Source organism: Enterobacter sp. GER_MD16_1505_Eko_090 (assembly GCF_003331015.1).
GTDB lineage: Bacteria > Pseudomonadota > Gammaproteobacteria > Enterobacterales > Enterobacteriaceae > Enterobacter > Enterobacter roggenkampii.
In genome coordinates this window covers 33,002-49,486 of the sequence record NZ_PUQF01000024.1, presented here as the reverse complement: position 1 = coordinate 49,486, position 16,485 = coordinate 33,002, and the positions used below count along the sequence as shown (strand labels likewise).

Below are 16,485 nucleotides of genomic sequence, written 5' to 3'. Positions count from 1 at the left end.
CGCATGATCGTTTGAGGATCGTTTTTGCTGAGGCCCGCCAGGAATGGCGGGCTTCTGCTTATGTCATGCAGGTGCATGAAAACCACTACACAAAGCGGGCAGGCGTGGCGGGGATACGAGCGCGCGCAACGGGGTGAAATGGTAAAAATCCGGCGCAATCTCCGGCACGCTGGCGGCTTCAATCGGTGAGGGTGAGGGAATGGCAGCAAAAAAGAAGCGCCCCGCAGAATGCTGCCGGGGCGCTGTGAGAGGTGGTCTTGTTGTCGCGGTGCGGTAGGTCAGTCGTTGCGCTTGTCTTCTGTCAGTCCCAGCGTGTAAGGCTCAAAGCGGATCACTTCTTCGCCCAGCCAGTCGTTAAGCTCCTGCAGTCGCTTCTGCAACGGCATCAGCTCGTTGCGGACAAAGACGCGGCTGGCCTTTTCCACATCGCCAAAGCCGCCGGTATTGTTGGGAATGATGCCCATCATCTGCGGCGGTACGCGGTGCGCTGCCATCATGTCATCGCGGCTCACGTTCTTGATGTTCAGAAACTCATCCTTCGCCGCAACCTCCGATAACGGGATGATCTGGATACCGTCCTTTTTACCGTTGGGCGAATACATAAACAGGTTGCGGAAGTTGCCCGGCCCTTTGGCGCTTTTCATTGCCTGGCGGATATTGTTCACGTCCTCCTGATTCTGTGCTGCGTCGGTCATATACATGATGAAACCCGCATGGCTGCCGTTGATGTAATACTTCCGGCGGAACAGCGTTGCGGACTCGTTGAGCAGGGTTGACGGAATGGCTGAGAGATAGCCGGGCAGCCCGTAAATCTCCTGGTTAATATCCGGCTCTAGCAGATGAAAGATGTTGCCCTGCGTAAATTCATAGGGCTGCGTGGTCAGGCCATACTGCACAAACCAGTAGGTGTCGAGATCCACGCCGCGCCGTGTGTACTTCGCCAGTGCTGGTTCCAGCGAGAGAACGCCGCCGAGTCGGTTGGTGCGCTTTTCCAGATAGGCGTTGCCGAACACCAGATAGTCCTGGACGAAACGGGCAAAAGCCTGCTGGCTGAGCAGGCGGTGCGGGATGTAGGTACTGCTGAGAATGTCACGCTTTACAGCAATCGGTGAGCTGTGATGCACAGCGGCGCGATAGGTCCGCGCCAGTCCGTCAAAGCTCACTGGCGGCTCATACCAGCGATCCATCTGCACGCATTCCACGTAGTCCAGCAATTCGCGTCGGTCTAACACTGGCACCGGGTCGCCAAAGCTGAACGCCTCCGCCGCAGCGCCGCCTGATTTAGCGTTGTGATCTACCGCTGCGCGGTTATTCTTGTTTTTACGCTTGCTCATGCCGCCTGCTCCTTGTCAGCCTGGGGCCATTCGCACATAAACAGCATTTTCCAGTCCTCTGCTGATAACTCTTTTTTCATGTCATTCAGCCATTCATCATCAAAGAGCGCGGCTCCGGTTGCGAGCGTTGCCCCGGATGCTGCAGCGTCATCAGCGGTAAAGGTCATGCAGGTAGTGCTGTTGCGGGCAATAAGCTTCTTGTATTCCTGCCATGCCTCCGGGTTGCGGCTTGGGGTGGTGTAGTAGGTAGCGTGATAGCGCGCGTGCATGGACAGGCTTTTGGCGAGCGCAATCATATTTTTTGGGGAGTCAGCCCAGGCATACTCTGACACGTAGACGTTTCCATGGAGCGCGGCGGCGAGACTTTCCGGCCCAATAAAATAAATAACCGCACCGTTTGGTAGTTCAAGATGCGCTTTACCTGATTTTATTTTTCCAGGGTACGTCCAGGCTGCGGCCTCACCTAAAAAAGCTGACATATAGTTTTTGACTGTCAGGGCTGATGCCGGATTGCAGCCCAGAAAAATCTGGTTGCGTCCGGTATGCAGTGCATCGTTCAGGGCTTCGTATGCAAAAAAGAAATCCGCGCCAGCCTGACGCATTTTTGTTAGCACGCGGTTTCTGCCGTGTGCGCCACTGTTCCATTCATGCTGGTAAGCAAAGAAAGGGCGAACTACAGGCAGGATGGCGGTAGTCATGAGGTTAGTTGGGGTTGAGTGCATCAGAAAATCTCCACAATGTTGCTGGTATTGGCGGCTTCGCCCTGCAGTGGTTCGTTAAACAGTGCGTGCATCGTTGCCCAGGCCAAATCTGCGTGGCTGGCTTCTTCGCTGCGGCTGGCTTCGTAGGTAGGGCGGTTGCCGCTGGCGGTGGTGGCGCGGCGGATAGCCATAAAGGACTGCGCAATGTCGGTGTGCCCTGCGTCAAACTCCAGACGGCGGTGGCTGATAATGTCGTATGCCTTGAGCACCAGGGCGTTTTTGACGTTAGGGTTGTAGACAAACTCCCGCACGGCAGGAAAGAACGCTTTCACGTTCTCGTAGACACCGTGACCGACGCCGGTTGAGTCGATGCCGATATAGGTCACGTTGTACTGCTGCGTCAGTTTTTTAATGGCCTCAGCCTGGGCGCGGAAATCCATCCCGCGCCACTGGTGCCGCTCAAGAATGCGGAACTTGCCACCTGGCACGGTTGGCGGTGCCACCACCACGCACCCGGCGCTGTCACCGTTCTGCGTGCCTTTCGCCGGGTCGTATCCGATCCAGACTTCGCGCCAGCCAAACGGGCGCAGCGCCAGCGCCTGAAAATCTGCCCACACTTCCCAGCTGTCCACCATGCACGCCTGCAGCTCGCTGAGCGGGAACACTGACGCCAGATCGTCAATAAATTCGCACATCAGCAGGTTCTGGTATTCGTCCGGGCTGTACTCCATGCGCAGCTGGTCCAGGTCGAACAGATTACAGCCGCCGCGCACCGCATCCTCCACGGTGACGATCTGGCGGTACTGCCCGTCCGGGCAGAGCACGCCGCGCGCAAGATTGCTGTGGGTCAGGTCAATATCCACCTTGTCCGCTTTGGCGCGGCCCCGGTTGAACAGCGCGCCGGACCAGAACGGATAGGCGCTGTGGGTCAGGCTGGACGGCGTGGAGAAGTAGGTTTGTCGCCATTTCTTGTGAATGGCCATACCGGAAGCAACCTTGCGCAGCTCCTGGAATTTCGGTATCCAGAAATATTCGTCAAGATACAGATTGCCGTGGTAGCTCTGCGCCGTGCGGGCGTTGGTGCCGAGGAAGTACAGGCACGCCCCGTTGCTGAGCGTCATCGGGTCGCCTTTCAGCTCAACATCCACCTCTTTTGCAAAGTCGATGATGTACTGCTTAAAGACGTGCGCCTGTGCCTTACTGGCTGAGAGGAAAATCTGGTTGCGCCCGGTGGTGATGGCGTCAATCAGCGCTTCGCGGGCAAAAAAGTATGTTGCCCCAATCTGACGTGATTTAAGCAGGTTGCGAATGCGGTGTTTTACGCCTGCCTGCCACCAGTGGCGCTGATATTCAAACATGCCGTTGCGGAAAATTTCTTCCAGCTTTTCGGTCTGTTCATCAGTGAAAACATTCTTTTCGGGCTGGCGGCGCGGCCCTTTGTTACGGTTGGCAACGTTCGGATTTAAGTCTGCTTCGTTGCCGCCATCGTTAAATTTACCGATCCGGGCGTGGCGCTCTGACTGGCGCGCCAGCAGGTCAATTTCCTTGAAGTCTTTCCCTTCTTTCTGCTCCTTCATGATGAGCTGGCAGTAACGTGCGGCGGTGGTGAGCTGCATCTGATCCAGCGGCCCATAGTCGCCCCATTTGTCGCGCTTCTTCCAGCTGTGAACGGTTGCAACTTTCTCGCCCAGCATTTCAGCAATGCGGGCTACGCGGTATCCCTGAAAGTACAGCAGCATGGCCTGCCTACGGGGATCGAGGTCTGCGGGGGTCAGTGTCGTGTTCATGGCCCAAACATACGGCCTTGCCTGACAGCTTTCCCCGGCTGCGGTTTGTGTGGTTTACCGTACAAGTGCCGCGCGTTGTTTCACTCCCCCCATCACCGCAAACATAAGGCTCCAGTAAGTTATTTCTAACGGAGCACGGCTCATGACAGTGAAAGCAAAGCGTTTCCGTATCGGGGTGGAAGGTGCCACCACTGACGGGCGCGAAATCCAGCGTGAATGGCTGGTACAGATGGCTGCCAGCTATAACCCGACGGTCTATACCGCGCTGATTAACCTTGAGCACATCAAGTCTTATCTGCCGGACAGCACCTTTAACCGCTACGGCAGGGTGACGGGGCTGGTTGCAGAAGAAATCAAGGACGGGCCGCTGGCGGGCAAGATGGCGCTTTATGCCGATATCGAACCCACGGACGCCCTGGTGGAACTGGTGAAGAAAGGCCAGAAGCTTTTCACCTCCATGGAGGTCAGCACGAAGTTTGCCGACACCGGCAAAGCCTACCTTGTGGGGCTGGGTGCGACGGACGATCCGGCAAGCCTTGGCACCGAAATGCTGGCATTCAGCGCCAGCGCCGCGCATAACCCGCTGGCGAACCGTAAGCAGAACCCTGAAAACCTGTTTTCGGAAGCGGTTGAAACGCTGATTGAACTGGAAGAAGCCCAGGACGAAAAGCCGTCCCTCTTTGCCCGCGTCACCGCGCTGTTCACCAAAAAAGAGCAGACCGATGAGGCGCGTTTCTCCGATGTGCATAAAGCCGTGGAACTGGTCGCCACCGAGCAGCAGAACCTGAGCGAACGCACTGATAAATCCCTGTCCGAACAGGACAAGCGCCTTTCTGAGCTGGAGTCCTCCATGCAGGAGCAGCAGACCGCCTTTGCCGAGCTTGAGAAAAAGCTGAGCAGCGAAGACAGCCGTAAAGACTACCGCCAGCGCGCGCCGGGCGGTGACGCACCGGCAGGCACCCTGACCAATTGCTGATGGAGCATAAAACCCGATGAAAAAGAAAACCCGCTTTGCCTTTAACGCTTACCTGCAGCAGCTGGCGCGCCTGAACGGTGTGGAGATTGAAGAACTCTCCAGTAAGTTCACCGTAGAGCCGTCCGTGCAGCAGACGCTGGAAGACCAGATCCAGCAGTCTGCCGCTTTTCTGACGCTGATTAACATCACGCCGGTCACTGAGCAGTCCGGTCAGTTGCTGGGGCTGGGCGTTGGCAGCACCATTGCCGGAACCACCGATACCACCACCAAAGAGCGCGAGCCTACCGATCCGACGCTGATGGAAGACGTGGAATACAAATGCGAGCAGACCAACTTTGATACGGTGCTGACCTACGCAAAACTGGACCTGTGGGCGAAATTCCAGGACTTCCAGGTGCGTATCCGCAACGCCATCGTCAAGCGTCAGGCGCTGGACCGCATCATGATCGGCTTTAACGGCGTGAAGCGCGCCAAAACCTCCAATCGTGCTGAAAACCCGCTGCTGCAGGACGTCAATAAAGGCTGGCTGCAGAAAATCCGCGAGGACGCGCCGGATCACGTCATGGGCAGCACAACAAAAGACGGCGCAACAACTGCAGGCGCGGTCAAGGTGGGTAAGGGGGGCGACTATGCCAACCTGGACGCCGTGGTGATGGATGCCGTCAACGAGCTGATCGACGCGGTTTATCAGGATGATGACGATCTGGTTGTCGTCTGCGGACGTGAACTGCTGTCTGACAAGTATTTCCCGCTGGTCAACAAAGAGCAGGACAACAGCGAGAAAATCGCCGCCGATCTGATCATCAGCCAGAAACGTATGGGCGGCCTGCAGGCTGTGCGCGCGCCTTACTTCCCGGCAAATGCCCTGCTGATCACCCGTCTGGATAACCTGTCCATCTACTGGCAGGAAGACACCCGCCGCCGTTCTGTTATCGATAACCCGAAACGTGACCGGATTGAAAACTTTGAATCCGTCAACGAGGCGTATGTGGTCGAGGACTACCGCTGCGCGGCGCTGGTTGAAAACATCGAAATCGGTGATTTCAGCGCGCCTGCCGCACCGGAAGGTGGGGAATAACGCATGAGCCTGAGTCCCGCACGGCAGCACCGCCTGCGCATTCAGGCCGAACAGGCCGCCCGTGAGGGCGGCAGTGTTCGCCATGCGTCGGGCTATGACCTGATGCTGCTGCAGCTGGCAGAAGACCGCCGCCGCCTCAAGGGCGTCCAGTCCACGGTGAAAAAGGCGGAAATCAAGGTGGAACTGCTGCCGAAATATTCCGCCTGGGCGGACGGCGTGCTGGCTGCCGGCGGTGCGCAGCAGGATGACGTGCTGATGTACGTGATGCTGTGGCGTATTGACGCCGGTGATTATGCCGGTGCGCTGGAAATCGCGCGTCATGCGCTGCGTCATGGCTGGGTGATGCCGCTGGGCAACCGTAACGTGCAGACCGTGCTGGCAGAAGAAATGGCTGACGCGGCACAAAGCGCTCTACTTGCCGCTGCCGGTTTTGATGCCGATCTGCTCCTGCAGACGCTGGACCTGACAACCGATCTGGATATGCCGGACCAGTCGCGGGCGCGCCTGCATAAAGCCATCGGCGCTGTACTGAGCGAAAGCAGCCCGGCATCTGCCCTGAATCACCTTACCCATGCCCTGCAGCTCGATCCCCGCTGTGGCGTGAAAAAAGAAAAGCAGCAGCTGGAGCGCAGACTGCGCAATGACAGCCGCTAAAGAACGTGCCCCGCGCACGGGCGGCACGGGGTGGCGAAAGGCTCTGCCACATCAAAACCCCGTCCACCGCCCACTTATTCAGGAGAAAGCTGCATGAAGTTTGTTGCGCCCGAACAGGCACCGGAACAGGCGGAGGTCATCAAAAATACGCCGTTCTGGCCTGATGTGGACCTGTCAGAATTCCGCAGTGTGATGCGCACTGACGGCACGGTGACGCAGCCGCGTTTAAAGCAGGTCGTGCTGACGGCTATTTCTGAGGTTAATGCTGAGCTGTTCGACTTCCGCAACCGTCAGCAGGTGCTGGGCTGGCGGACACTTGCTGAGGTTCCTGCAGAAATGCTGGACGGCAAAAGCGAGCGTATCCAGCACTACCACAACGCCGTTTTTTGCTGGGCGCGCGCTGTGCTCAATGAGCGTTATCAGGACTATGACGCCACGGCGTCAGGCGTGAAGCGAGGGGAGGAGCTGGCGGAGGCCAGTGGCGATCTGTGGCGTGATGCCCGCTGGGCCATCAGCCGGGTGCAGGATGCACCGCACTGTACGGTGGAGCTTATCTGATGAAAGTGCGTGCGCATCAGTATGACACGGTGGACGCGCTTTGCTGGCGTCATTACGGGCGCACGCAGGGTGTCACTGAGCAGGTTCTGCAGGCAAATCCGGGGCTGGCTGAGTACGGCCCATTTTTACCGCACGGGCTGCAGGTGGAGCTGCCGGACATTACGGCGTCAACCACGGCGCAGACCGTCCAGCTATGGGACTGAATTATGACGCTTGAACGAATCAGCGCCTTTATCACTTACTGCATCGCCGTGCTGCTGGCATGGCTGGGCGATCTGTCGCTCAAGGATGCGTCAACGGTTGGCGGCGTACTGATTGGTGTGCTGATGCTGGCTATCAACTGGTACTACAAACACCAGTCTTTCAAATTGTTACGTGGCGGCAAGATTTCGCGGGGGGAATATGAATCCTTCAATCGTTAAGCGCTGCCTTGTCGGGGCCGTGCTGGCTATCGCCGCCACGCTGCCCGGATTTCAGTCGCTTCATACCTCTGTCGAGGGGCTGAAACTGATCGCCGATTACGAGGGCTGCCGCCTGCAGCCTTATCAGTGCAGCGCGGGCGTGTGGACTGACGGGATCGGCAATACGTCCGGTGTGGTGCCGGGGAGAACCATCACGGAGCGGCAGGCGGCGCAGGGACTTATCACCAACGTGCTGCGCGTGGAGCGGGCGCTGGATAAATGTGTGGTGCAGTCGATGCCGCAAAAGGTCTATGACGCGGTGGTGTCGTTTGCTTTCAACGTGGGCACCGGCAACGCCTGCAGCTCCACGCTGGTTAAGTTGCTGAACCAGCGGCGCTGGGCGGATGCCTGCCATCAGCTGCCGCGCTGGGTGTATGTCAAAGGTGTGTTTAATCAGGGGCTGGACAACCGCCGCGCGCGGGAAATGGCCTGGTGCTTAAAAGGAGCATAACGGAATGAAAAAGAAAGTCATGAGTGTTTTTTTCCAGCTGGCATGGGCTGCGCTGTTGGTTATCAGTCTGCTGTATCCGCGCAGCGGTGCGCCGGTTCTGGTTGGTGCGTCTGTCTGGGTGTCATGCTTCCTCGCCTGGCTGCTCGCTGCGCTGTGCGCTGTCGGGTGGTTCGCCGGAGATCGTGCGCGCGATGAGGTCAGGGTGGCACTGCTGAAATTCAGGGCGTACCCCGTAAAACCCGTGCGTACATGGGTAATCAGGCTGCTTATTGTTCTGTGCCTGGCGTTTTCGGGATGGGTGATCACCCTGGTGTTTTACCTGCTGACGCTGGTTTTGTATCAGATTGCCCGCGCGCAGCTTCATGAGCCGATGGCGGCCTGATGCGTGCGCTGGCGGTAGTGCTGGCGCTGGCACTTGCGGCGCTGGGCTGGCAGTCGTGGCGGCTTAACAATGCCAGCCACACCATCGAAACGCAGGGCGCGGCGCTGAAAAGCAAAATGCAGGAGCTGACGAAGAAAAACAGCCAGCTGATCGGCCTGTCCATTCTGACCGAAACCAACAGCCGGGAGCAGACGCGGCTTTATGCAGCAGCGGAACAGACCACCGCACTGCTGCGCAGCCGCCAGCACCGGATCGAGGAACTGAAACGTGAAAATGAGGATTTGCGCCGCTGGGCTGATACTCCTTTGCCTGCTGACATTATCCGGCTGCGGGAGCGTCCGGCCCTCGCCGGAGGTGCAGCTTACCGTGAGTGGCTGTCCCAGAGTGACGCAGTGCCGCCTGGAAAGGTCAGCGCCGCGCAGTAACGGCGATCTGAATGCGGTGCTGGATGAAACCGAGGCCGCCTGGGCGGTCTGTGCTGACAAAGTGGACACGATTATTGCGTGTCAGGAGCGAGACAGTGAACAAACCGCAGTCCTTACGCAGCGCCCTGAATAAAGCGGTTGCCTATGTCCGGGACAACCCGGACAAGCTGCACCTTTTCGTTGATAACGGCTCACTGGTGGCAACCGGTGCCAGCTCCATGTCATGGGAATACCGCTACACCCTGAACGTGGTGATCGAGGATTTCAGCGGCGACCAGAATCTGCTGATGGCTCCTGTGCTGCTGTGGCTCAGTACCAGCCAGCCGGACGCCATCAACAACCCGGATCTGCGCGAAAAACTGTTCACCTTTGAAGTGGATATTCTGCGCAACGATGTGTGCGATATCAGCCTGAACCTGCAACTGACGGAGCGCGTGCTGGTCAGCACTGACGGCAGCGTGTCGAGCGTTGAAGCGGTGCCGGAGCCGGACGAACCCGAAGAAATGTGGACGGTGAAACGTGGATGAGCTGCAGAGGGTGGATGACTGGCTGACGGCGCTGCTGGCAAATCTGGAGCCTGCTGCACGCAGCCGTATGATGGGGCAACTGGCGCAACAGCTGCGCCGGACGCAGCAGCAGAACATCAGGCTGCAGCGTAATCCTGACGGCAGCGGTTATGAGCCGCGCCGGGTGACAGCCCGCAGCAAGAAGGGGCGCATCAAACGCCAGATGTTTGCAAAGCTTCGCACCGCAAAATACCTGAAAACCACCGCCAGTGCGGACTCCGCCAGCGTGCAGTTTGATGGCAAGGTGCAGCGCATTGCCCGTGTTCACCATTACGGCCTGCGGGATCGCGTCAGCCGAAAAGGCCCGGAGGTCCGCTACGCAGAGCGCCGCCTTTTGGGCGTGAATGATGAGGTGGAAACCATTACCCGTGACACTCTGCTGCGCTGGCTGGCGGGGTGATCTTTGTGCCACCGCTGGCACAAGCGCCCGCGCTGCCTCCCTTTTCCCTCTGATGGCAACCTTTCGTTATGAATGCACAACTAACCGAAATCATGCGCCTTATCACCAACCTGATCCGCACCGGCACTGTGACCGAAGTGGACCGGGAAAACTGGCTGTGCCGGGTGAGAGTGGGCGAGCTTGAAACCAACTGGATTAACTGGCTGACGCTGCGTGCCGGTGGTGCCCGTACATGGTGGTGCCCGTCGCCGGATGAGCAGGTGGTGGTGCTGAGCATGGGCGGCAATCTGGAAACCGCTTTTGCGTTGCCTGCCATCTATTCCAATCAGTTTGCACCGCCGTCGGATTCCGTGGACGGTTGCGTGACGGAGTACCCGGACGGCGGCTGGTTTGAGTATGAACCCGCCACCGGGCGGTGGCATGTCCGGGGTATCAAATCCATGGTGATCGAGGCGGCGGACAATATCACCCTCAAAACCGGTGAGTTTGTGGTGGAGGCTGGTACCACGCGCATTAACAGCGAGGTGGTGATCAATGGCGGCGTCACCCAGGGCGGCGGCGCGATGAGTTCCAACGGGATCGTGGTGGATAAACACGGTCACACTGGCGTGAAGTCCGGCGGCGATACGTCAGGAGGCCCGGTATGACGCTGTATATCGGCATGAGCCAGGGCAACGGTAAGGCCATTACTGATACGGACCATCTGCGCCAGTCAGTGCGGGATATTCTGCTGACCCCACAGGGCAGCCGGATTGCCCGTCGGGAATATGGTTCCCTGTTGTCCGCCCTGATTGACCAGCCGCAGAATCCGGCGCTACGCCTGCAGGTAATGTCTGCGGTCTACGTGGCCCTGAGTCGCTGGGAACCAAGGCTTACGCTGGATTCCATCACCATCAGCAGCGATTTTGACGGCTCCATGGTGGTTGAGCTTACCGGGCAGCGCAACAACGGCGCGCCGGTTTCCCTTTCGGTAACTACAGGAGCAGACAATGGCAGTGATTGACCTTTCCCAGCTGCCCGCGCCGCAGATAGTGGACGTGCCGGATTTTGAGACGCTGCTTGCTGAGCGCAAGGCTGCTTTTGTGGCTCTTTATCAGGTTGATGAGCAGGACGCGGTGCGGCGCACGCTGGCGCTGGAATCTGAACCCGTCACCAAGCTGCTGCAGGAAAGCACCTACCGCGAAATTCTTTTGCGCCAGCGTATCAATGAGGCCGCGCAGGCGGTCATGGTTGCGTATGCCCTCGGTGGCGATCTCGATCAACTGGCAGCCAACTACAACGTGAAGCGCATGACGGTAACGCCTGCTGACAACGACGCGGTGCCGCCGGTTGCTGCCGTCATGGAAAGCGATGAGGCGCTGCGCCTGCGTGTTCCGGCTGCGTTTGAAGGATTATCCGTTGCAGGACCGACGGCGGCCTATGAGTTTCACGCCAAAAGCGCGGACGGGCGCGTGGCAGATGCCAGCGCAACCAGCCCGGCACCGGCGGAGGTGGTGCTTACCGTGCTGAGCCGTGAGGGTGACGGTACGGCAGGGGCTGATCTGCTGGCGGTGGTGGAGCTGGCGCTTAACAGCGAGAACGTGCGCCCGGTGGCAGACCGCCTGACGGTGCGCAGCGCCGAAATAATCCCGTACAGCGTCGATGCGACGATCTTTCTTTATCCGGGGCCGGAAGCTGAGCCGGTGATGGCGGCAGCAAAAGCCAGCCTGCAGAAGTACATCGCCAGTCAGACGCGGCTGGGCCGTGATATCCGCCGCAGCGCCATTTATGCCGCGCTGCATGTAGAGGGCGTCCAGCGTGTGGAGCTGGCCTCCCCGCTTGCAGATGTTGTGCTGGATAAGACGCAGGCGGCGTCCTGTACGGAATGGAGCGTGACCAACGGGGGCACGGATGAATAGCCTGCTGCCGCCCGGTTCATCGCCGCTTGAGCGCCGACTGGCGCAGACCTGCAGCGGGATTTCCGATCTGCAGGTGCCGCTGCGCGACTTGTGGAACCCTGCAACGTGTCCGGTCAGCTTCCTGCCGTATCTGGCGTGGGCGTTTTCCGTTGACCGCTGGGACGAAAGCTGGACGGAGAGCGTCAAGCGCCGTGTAGTGCAGGATGCTTTCTATATCCATCAGCACAAGGGAACAACCAGCGCTGTGCGGCGCGTGGTGGAGCCGTTCGGCTTCCTGATCCGCATCATTGAGTGGTGGCAGACCGGCGAGACGCCGGGCACGTTTCGCCTGGACATTGGCGTGCAGGACCAGGGCATCACGGAAGAAACCTATCTGGAGCTGGAGCGCCTGATCGGTGACGCCAAGCCGTGCAGCCGCCATATGATCGGCATGTCCATCAACCTGCAGACCAGTGGCCCCTATTTTGTGGGCGCAGCTACCTACACCGGCGAAGAAATCACGATCTACCCGTATATCAACGAAACCATTATTTCCGGCGGCGCCGCTTACGAGGGCGGAGCGGTCCATGTTATTGACACAATGAGAGTGAATCCATGAGCGCAAAATTTTATACCCTGCTGACGGATATCGGCGCGGCGAAACTGGCAAGCGCCGCCGCGCTCGGTGTCCCGTTGAAAATTACACAGATGGCGGTGGGTGATGGCGGCGGCGTGCTGCCAACGCCAAACGCACAACAGACAAAGCTGGTCGGTGAAAAACGCCGTGCAGCTCTGAATATGCTGTATATCGATCCGCAGAACAGCAGCCAGGTGATAGCTGAGCAGGTGATACCTGAAACAGAGGGCGGTTGGTGGATTCGTGAAGTCGGGCTGTTCGACGATACCGGCACGCTGATTGCCGTCGGCAACTGCCCTGAGAGCTACAAGCCGCAGCTGGCGGAGGGGAGCGGGCGTACGCAGACCGTGCGCATGGTGCTGATTACCAGCAGTACCGATAATATCACCCTGAAAATTGACCCTGCAGTCGTGCTGGCAACCCGCAAATACGTGGATGACAAGGTGCTGGAGTTGAAGGTGTATGTGGATGATTTGATGGCAAAGCATACCGCCGCCAGCGATCCCCATACGCAATACGCGCCGAAAGAAAGCCCGACGCTTACAGGCACGCCAAAAGCGCCCACTGCGCCAGCCGGAACCAATACCACACAGATTGCCAGCACAGCGTTTGTGCAGGCGGTGGCCACTGCGCTAAATAACGCGCTGGCGCTGAAAGCTCCACTGGCAAGCCCGGCTCTGACAGGAACACCAACGGCACCCACTGCTGCGCAGACAGTCAACAATACGCAGGTTGCCACCACGGCATTTGTGAAATCAGCTATTGCGGAACTGGTGGCGTCATCCCCGGCGGCGCTGGACACGCTGAATGAGCTGGCGGAAGCGTTGGGTAATGATCCTAACTTTGCCACTACCATGACAAATGCGTTAGCAGGCAAACAGCCACTGGATGCCACGCTGACAAGCATCAGTGGCAAAAGTATTTCAGACCTTATCCAGTACCTTGGTTTAGACGAAACCCTGAACCCATCAAAGCGTATCAGTATTGGTACATTAGGCGCAGGCTTGTTTGATGGTTCGAAACCTGCCATCAATATCGGTGATTCAGATAGTGGTTTTATCTTTGAATCAGACGGTGTAATTGGCATTTACGCAAACAATCAAAAAATTGCTGAATTGACTAATACTGGCATTAAGTCTGTCGGTTACATGACCATATTGTCAGGGGCATTAATTCTTGATAATGACACCTACTTTTTACGTCATTCTTCTGCGGATAACGCAGGGTTTTCAGGCAATAATATTGAACTCGCCTCATGGAATGGTATCGGTTTTCCATGCACTTATGATCAGATTACACGCATCTATCTCAATACCCGTACCGGGGAAATTGGATTAACAGGGGACTTAAAGGCAGGTGGGAATGTCTATAGTGGTTCCAATGCCTGGCTAGACCAGACCGGAAATCTTCAGGGTAGTGCATGGGGGGATGGCGTTGGCCTGAAAAAGTACATTGCAAACCAGCTCGCAACCCAGAAGTCATACATTGATAATGGGTTCAACAAAAAAAATACAGCAAGTCTCGCTGTGAATGGTTGGCATAAAGATGAGAGTACAGGGATTATTACTCAGTGGGGTTCAGGAAACACAACAACAATCGGTGCTAATGTGACATTCCCTATACCATTCCCGAACGTATGTACATCAATTACATCAAACGAACGTAATAATAATATCACTCCGGTGATTATTAATTTCTCTGGAGTTGGGAAAACCGGTTTTACAGTGCAGGCATGGAATTTCGCCGGCTCAAGGGTTGATTCTTCCATCAGTTGGGTTGCCACAGGATACTAATATGTACGCATATTCAAAAGGTTTGTTCTACCCATTATCAATGCGAGATGATTACGAGGCTGCAAATTCGTGGCCCGATTCATTTGTTGAGGTCAGCGAAGAAGTATATCTTAAATTCACGGTCAACCCACCTCAGGGAAAAATGCGAGGTACTGATGTCGAAGGAATGCCTTGCTGGGTGGATGTACCTCCACCAACCAGGGAAGAGCTTATACAGGCCCTCCAAATTGAGCGCCAGCAACTCCTTACTCAAGCAGATGATGTAATGCGTGACTGGAGAACTGAGCTGATGCTCGATGAAATCAGCGAAACAGACAAGTCCAAACTATCAGCCTGGATGGCTTATAAAAATGAGGTTAAGTCGGTTGATGTGCTAACAGCCCCTGATAAGGTTGTCTGGCCTGCCTCTCCAGAGGTTTAAACCATCCGGGTTTTGCTGTATCAACGCGCATCAGCAATACCCGGTATTTTTCCATCTAAGATACATCGTCTTTCGTTGCCTCCTCCCCGCCTCAGTTAGAAACGAACCTTTCAAAGAATTTAAATGCGCTGCTAACCATCATTTTTTGTCAATATCAATTGTGCTATTCACCATACATAGCCCGGCGCGTGCGCCGCGTGCATATCAACCAGAACATAGGCACACCCCCTGTAAACCGGAGAGACTGCCTTATGGCTCAGGATTACCACCATGGGGTGCGCGTTGTTGAAATCAACGAGGGCACCCGATCCATTACCACGGTGAGCACCGCCATCGTGGGCATGGTCTGCACCGGCGATGATGCTGATGCGTCTATGTTTCCCCTCAACAAGCCGGTCCTGCTGACCGACGTGCTGACCGCCAGCGGTAAAGCGGGCGAGTCCGGCACACTGGCCCGTTCGCTGGATGCGATTGCAGACCAGGCTAAACCCGTGACCGTCGTTGTGCGCGTGGCACAGGGCGAAACCGAAGCGGAAACCACCTCCAACATTATCGGCGGCGTGACCGCTGACGGTAAAAAAACGGGCATGAAAGCGCTGCTTTCGGCTCAGTCGCAGCTGGGCGTCAAGCCGCGCATCCTCGGCGTGCCGGGACACGACACGCAGGCAGTTGCCACTGAGCTGCTGAGCGTGGCGCAGAGCCTGCGCGGGTTTGCCTATCTGTCCGCCTACGGCTGCAAAACGGTGGAAGAAGCGATTGCCTACCGTGACAATTTCAGCCAGCGCGAGGGGATGCTGATCTGGCCTGACTTCATCAACTTTGACACCGTGCTGAATGCAGATGCGACGGCTTACGCCTCTGCGCGTGCACTCGGCCTGCGTGCCAAAATTGACGAGCAGACCGGCTGGCACAAAACCCTGTCCAACGTGGGCGTGAACGGCGTCACCGGCATTTCCGCCGATGTGTTCTGGGATCTGCAGGACCCGGCAACCGATGCGGGACTGCTCAACCAGAATGACGTTACCACGCTTATCCGCAAAGACGGCTTCCGTTTCTGGGGTTCCCGCTGTCTCAGTGACGATCCGCTGTTTGCCTTTGAGAACTACACCCGCACGGCGCAGGTGCTGGCTGACACCATCGCAGAAGCGCACATGTGGGCGGTGGATGGCGTGCTTAACCCGTCGCTGGCCCGTGACATTATCGAAGGTATCCGCGCCAAGCTGCGCAGCCTGAAAACGCAGGGCTACATTATCGGCGCAGACTGCTGGCTGGATGAGTCGGTGAACGATAAAGACTCCCTGAAAGCCGGGAAGCTCACTATCGACTACGACTACACGCCGGTGCCGCCGCTTGAAAACCTGATGCTGCGCCAGCGCATCACCGATCAGTACCTGCTGGATTTCTCCAGCCAGGTCAGCGCGTAAGGGGACATCATGGCTTTACCACGCAAGTTAAAACACCTGAACCTGTTCAACGACGGGAACAACTGGCAGGGGATCGTTGAGTCTTTGACCCTGCCGAAATTCACCCGCAAATTTGAGAAGTATCGCGGCGGCGGTATGCCGGGTGCGGTGGACGTGGACATGGGGCTGGATGACGGCGCACTGGACACGGAATTTTCAATCGGCGGCACCGAACTGCTGTTATTCAAGCAGATGGGCAAAGCCACGGTTGACGGCATCCAGCTGCGTTTCACCGGCTCCATTCAGCGTGACGATACCGGCGAAGTGCAGGCCGTTGAGCTGGTTGTGCGCGGGCGTCATAAAGAAGTGGATTCCGGCGAGTGGAAAACCGGCGAGAGCAGCACCACCAAAGTCAGCAGTACCAACAGCTACGCGAAGCTGACCATTAACGGTGAGGTGCTCTATGAGGTCGATCTGGTCAACATGGTTGAAATCGTTGACGGCGTGGACCTGATGGAAGAACACCGCAACGCCCTCGGCCTCTGATTAACCTTAACGGCGCGGGCAGCCGCGCCAGTATT

At 57.3% G+C, this 16,485-nt stretch carries 23 protein-coding genes and 1 pseudogene; 21 read left to right on the top strand and 3 right to left on the bottom strand.

What is annotated here, in order from left to right; translation table 11 throughout:
• Positions 1-278: 278 nt before the first annotated feature.
• From C6A40_RS21775 to C6A40_RS21765, 3 genes are read right to left on the bottom strand one after another with little or no spacing between them, the layout of a single operon-like run.
• Positions 279-1,334: a phage portal protein gene (locus tag C6A40_RS21775; protein ID WP_023226466.1), complete on the bottom strand. Its 1,056-nt coding sequence runs from the start codon at positions 1,332-1,334 to the stop codon at positions 279-281.
• Positions 1,331-2,056 (bottom strand): terminase large subunit domain-containing protein, encoded by a 726-nt coding sequence (locus C6A40_RS21770; RefSeq protein ID WP_058657811.1) that lies wholly within the window; start codon positions 2,054-2,056, stop codon positions 1,331-1,333. Before C6A40_RS21770 ends, C6A40_RS21775 begins: the two co-directional genes overlap by 4 nt.
• On the bottom strand, positions 2,056-3,822 hold the full coding sequence (locus tag C6A40_RS21765; RefSeq protein WP_114191398.1) for a terminase ATPase subunit family protein: 1,767 nt from the start codon (positions 3,820-3,822) through the stop codon (positions 2,056-2,058). Before C6A40_RS21765 ends, C6A40_RS21770 begins: the two co-directional genes overlap by 1 nt.
• A 142-nt stretch (positions 3,823-3,964) precedes the next feature.
• Here C6A40_RS21765 and C6A40_RS21760 point away from each other — a divergent pair, with 142 nt between their 5' ends.
• From C6A40_RS21760 to C6A40_RS21670, 21 genes and pseudogenes are all read left to right on the top strand, one after another.
• Entirely contained in the window at positions 3,965-4,798 is an 834-nt protein-coding gene (locus C6A40_RS21760; RefSeq protein ID WP_058657806.1) for a GPO family capsid scaffolding protein, read from the top strand.
• Positions 4,799-4,814: 16 nt separating this feature from the next.
• On the top strand, positions 4,815-5,876 hold the full coding sequence (locus C6A40_RS21755; protein ID WP_013098795.1) for a phage major capsid protein, P2 family: 1,062 nt from the start codon (positions 4,815-4,817) through the stop codon (positions 5,874-5,876).
• A gap of 3 nt (positions 5,877-5,879) precedes the next feature.
• Positions 5,880-6,530 carry a phage terminase small subunit gene (gene gpM / locus C6A40_RS21750; protein ID WP_058657805.1) on the top strand — a complete coding sequence of 217 codons (651 nt, stop codon included), beginning with the start codon at positions 5,880-5,882 and terminating at the stop codon, positions 6,528-6,530.
• A gap of 93 nt (positions 6,531-6,623) precedes the next feature.
• Positions 6,624-7,088, top strand: coding sequence for a head completion/stabilization protein (locus C6A40_RS21745; protein WP_058657804.1), 465 nt, complete (start codon positions 6,624-6,626; stop codon positions 7,086-7,088).
• Entirely contained in the window at positions 7,088-7,291 is a 204-nt protein-coding gene (locus C6A40_RS21740; RefSeq protein ID WP_000868184.1) for a tail protein X, read from the top strand. Before C6A40_RS21745 ends, C6A40_RS21740 begins: the two co-directional genes overlap by 1 nt.
• A 3-nt stretch (positions 7,292-7,294) precedes the next feature.
• Entirely contained in the window at positions 7,295-7,510 is a 216-nt protein-coding gene (locus C6A40_RS21735) for an HP1 family phage holin (protein WP_000171565.1), read from the top strand.
• A complete protein-coding gene (locus tag C6A40_RS21730) occupies positions 7,491-8,000 on the top strand; it encodes a lysozyme (protein ID WP_058657802.1) in 510 nt (169 codons plus the stop codon). The genes C6A40_RS21735 and C6A40_RS21730 overlap by 20 nt, the downstream gene beginning before the upstream one ends.
• A gap of 4 nt (positions 8,001-8,004) precedes the next feature.
• Entirely contained in the window at positions 8,005-8,382 is a 378-nt protein-coding gene (locus C6A40_RS21725; RefSeq protein WP_058657801.1) for a DNZ54_00345 family protein, read from the top strand.
• Complete coding sequence (gene lysB / locus C6A40_RS21720) at positions 8,379-8,807, top strand: Rz-like lysis system protein LysB (RefSeq protein WP_161958639.1); 429 nt, start codon at positions 8,379-8,381, stop codon at positions 8,805-8,807. Before C6A40_RS21725 ends, lysB begins: the two co-directional genes overlap by 4 nt.
• Positions 8,692-8,940, top strand: a complete 249-nt coding sequence (gene lysC, locus C6A40_RS25340) for an Rz1-like lysis system protein LysC (protein ID WP_223151184.1) — start codon at positions 8,692-8,694, stop codon at positions 8,938-8,940. Before lysB ends, lysC begins: the two co-directional genes overlap by 116 nt.
• Positions 8,903-9,334, top strand: coding sequence for a phage tail protein (locus C6A40_RS21715; protein WP_058111945.1), 432 nt, complete (start codon positions 8,903-8,905; stop codon positions 9,332-9,334). Before lysC ends, C6A40_RS21715 begins: the two co-directional genes overlap by 38 nt.
• Positions 9,327-9,773, top strand: a complete 447-nt coding sequence (locus C6A40_RS21710; protein WP_058657799.1) for a phage virion morphogenesis protein — start codon at positions 9,327-9,329, stop codon at positions 9,771-9,773. Before C6A40_RS21715 ends, C6A40_RS21710 begins: the two co-directional genes overlap by 8 nt.
• A gap of 68 nt (positions 9,774-9,841) precedes the next feature.
• Positions 9,842-10,420 (top strand): phage baseplate assembly protein V, encoded by a 579-nt coding sequence (locus C6A40_RS21705; RefSeq protein WP_058657798.1) that lies wholly within the window; start codon positions 9,842-9,844, stop codon positions 10,418-10,420.
• Positions 10,417-10,776 carry a GPW/gp25 family protein gene (locus C6A40_RS21700; RefSeq protein WP_058657797.1) on the top strand — a complete coding sequence of 120 codons (360 nt, stop codon included), beginning with the start codon at positions 10,417-10,419 and terminating at the stop codon, positions 10,774-10,776. The genes C6A40_RS21705 and C6A40_RS21700 overlap by 4 nt, the downstream gene beginning before the upstream one ends.
• Positions 10,763-11,671, top strand: coding sequence for a baseplate assembly protein (locus C6A40_RS21695; protein ID WP_058657796.1), 909 nt, complete (start codon positions 10,763-10,765; stop codon positions 11,669-11,671). Before C6A40_RS21700 ends, C6A40_RS21695 begins: the two co-directional genes overlap by 14 nt.
• A complete protein-coding gene (locus C6A40_RS21690; protein ID WP_114191397.1) occupies positions 11,664-12,269 on the top strand; it encodes a phage tail protein I in 606 nt (201 codons plus the stop codon). The genes C6A40_RS21695 and C6A40_RS21690 overlap by 8 nt, the downstream gene beginning before the upstream one ends.
• A pseudogene (locus C6A40_RS21685) lies at positions 12,266-13,243 on the top strand (phage tail protein); the annotation flags it as partial. The gene C6A40_RS21690 and the pseudogene C6A40_RS21685, both read left to right, overlap by 4 nt.
• 192 nt (positions 13,244-13,435) lie before the next feature.
• A complete protein-coding gene (locus C6A40_RS25335; RefSeq protein WP_239991064.1) occupies positions 13,436-14,080 on the top strand; it encodes a gp53-like domain-containing protein in 645 nt (214 codons plus the stop codon).
• Between the two features lies 1 nt (position 14,081).
• The gene (locus C6A40_RS21680) at positions 14,082-14,501 is read left to right on the top strand and encodes a tail fiber assembly protein (RefSeq protein ID WP_114191396.1); all 420 of its coding nucleotides are present in this window, start codon (positions 14,082-14,084) and stop codon (positions 14,499-14,501) included.
• A 251-nt stretch (positions 14,502-14,752) separates the two neighbouring features.
• Positions 14,753-15,925, top strand: coding sequence for a phage tail sheath protein (locus C6A40_RS21675; RefSeq protein ID WP_045334072.1), 1,173 nt, complete (start codon positions 14,753-14,755; stop codon positions 15,923-15,925).
• Between the two features lie 9 nt (positions 15,926-15,934).
• Positions 15,935-16,450: a phage major tail tube protein gene (locus C6A40_RS21670; protein WP_024552851.1), complete on the top strand. Its 516-nt coding sequence runs from the start codon at positions 15,935-15,937 to the stop codon at positions 16,448-16,450.
• The last annotated feature ends 35 nt before the right edge of the window (positions 16,451-16,485 follow it).

Coding starts and splice junctions, on each gene's coding strand:
- C6A40_RS21775 (WP_023226466.1), bottom strand. CDS start 1,334: ATGAGCAAGCGTAAAAACAAGAATAACCGCGCAGCGGTAGATCACAAC.
- C6A40_RS21770 (WP_058657811.1), bottom strand. CDS start 2,056: ATGCACTCAACCCCAACTAACCTCATGACTACCGCCATCCTGCCTGTA.
- C6A40_RS21765 (WP_114191398.1), bottom strand. CDS start 3,822: ATGAACACGACACTGACCCCCGCAGACCTCGATCCCCGTAGGCAGGCC.
- C6A40_RS21760 (WP_058657806.1), top strand. CDS start 3,965: ATGACAGTGAAAGCAAAGCGTTTCCGTATCGGGGTGGAAGGTGCCACC.
- C6A40_RS21755 (WP_013098795.1), top strand. CDS start 4,815: ATGAAAAAGAAAACCCGCTTTGCCTTTAACGCTTACCTGCAGCAGCTG.
- gpM (WP_058657805.1), top strand. CDS start 5,880: ATGAGCCTGAGTCCCGCACGGCAGCACCGCCTGCGCATTCAGGCCGAA.
- C6A40_RS21745 (WP_058657804.1), top strand. CDS start 6,624: ATGAAGTTTGTTGCGCCCGAACAGGCACCGGAACAGGCGGAGGTCATC.
- C6A40_RS21740 (WP_000868184.1), top strand. CDS start 7,088: ATGAAAGTGCGTGCGCATCAGTATGACACGGTGGACGCGCTTTGCTGG.
- C6A40_RS21735 (WP_000171565.1), top strand. CDS start 7,295: ATGACGCTTGAACGAATCAGCGCCTTTATCACTTACTGCATCGCCGTG.
- C6A40_RS21730 (WP_058657802.1), top strand. CDS start 7,491: ATGAATCCTTCAATCGTTAAGCGCTGCCTTGTCGGGGCCGTGCTGGCT.
- C6A40_RS21725 (WP_058657801.1), top strand. CDS start 8,005: ATGAAAAAGAAAGTCATGAGTGTTTTTTTCCAGCTGGCATGGGCTGCG.
- C6A40_RS21705 (WP_058657798.1), top strand. CDS start 9,842: ATGAATGCACAACTAACCGAAATCATGCGCCTTATCACCAACCTGATC.
- C6A40_RS21700 (WP_058657797.1), top strand. CDS start 10,417: ATGACGCTGTATATCGGCATGAGCCAGGGCAACGGTAAGGCCATTACT.
- C6A40_RS21695 (WP_058657796.1), top strand. CDS start 10,763: ATGGCAGTGATTGACCTTTCCCAGCTGCCCGCGCCGCAGATAGTGGAC.
- C6A40_RS21690 (WP_114191397.1), top strand. CDS start 11,664: ATGAATAGCCTGCTGCCGCCCGGTTCATCGCCGCTTGAGCGCCGACTG.
- C6A40_RS25335 (WP_239991064.1), top strand. CDS start 13,436: ATGACCATATTGTCAGGGGCATTAATTCTTGATAATGACACCTACTTT.
- C6A40_RS21680 (WP_114191396.1), top strand. CDS start 14,082: ATGTACGCATATTCAAAAGGTTTGTTCTACCCATTATCAATGCGAGAT.
- C6A40_RS21675 (WP_045334072.1), top strand. CDS start 14,753: ATGGCTCAGGATTACCACCATGGGGTGCGCGTTGTTGAAATCAACGAG.
- C6A40_RS21670 (WP_024552851.1), top strand. CDS start 15,935: ATGGCTTTACCACGCAAGTTAAAACACCTGAACCTGTTCAACGACGGG.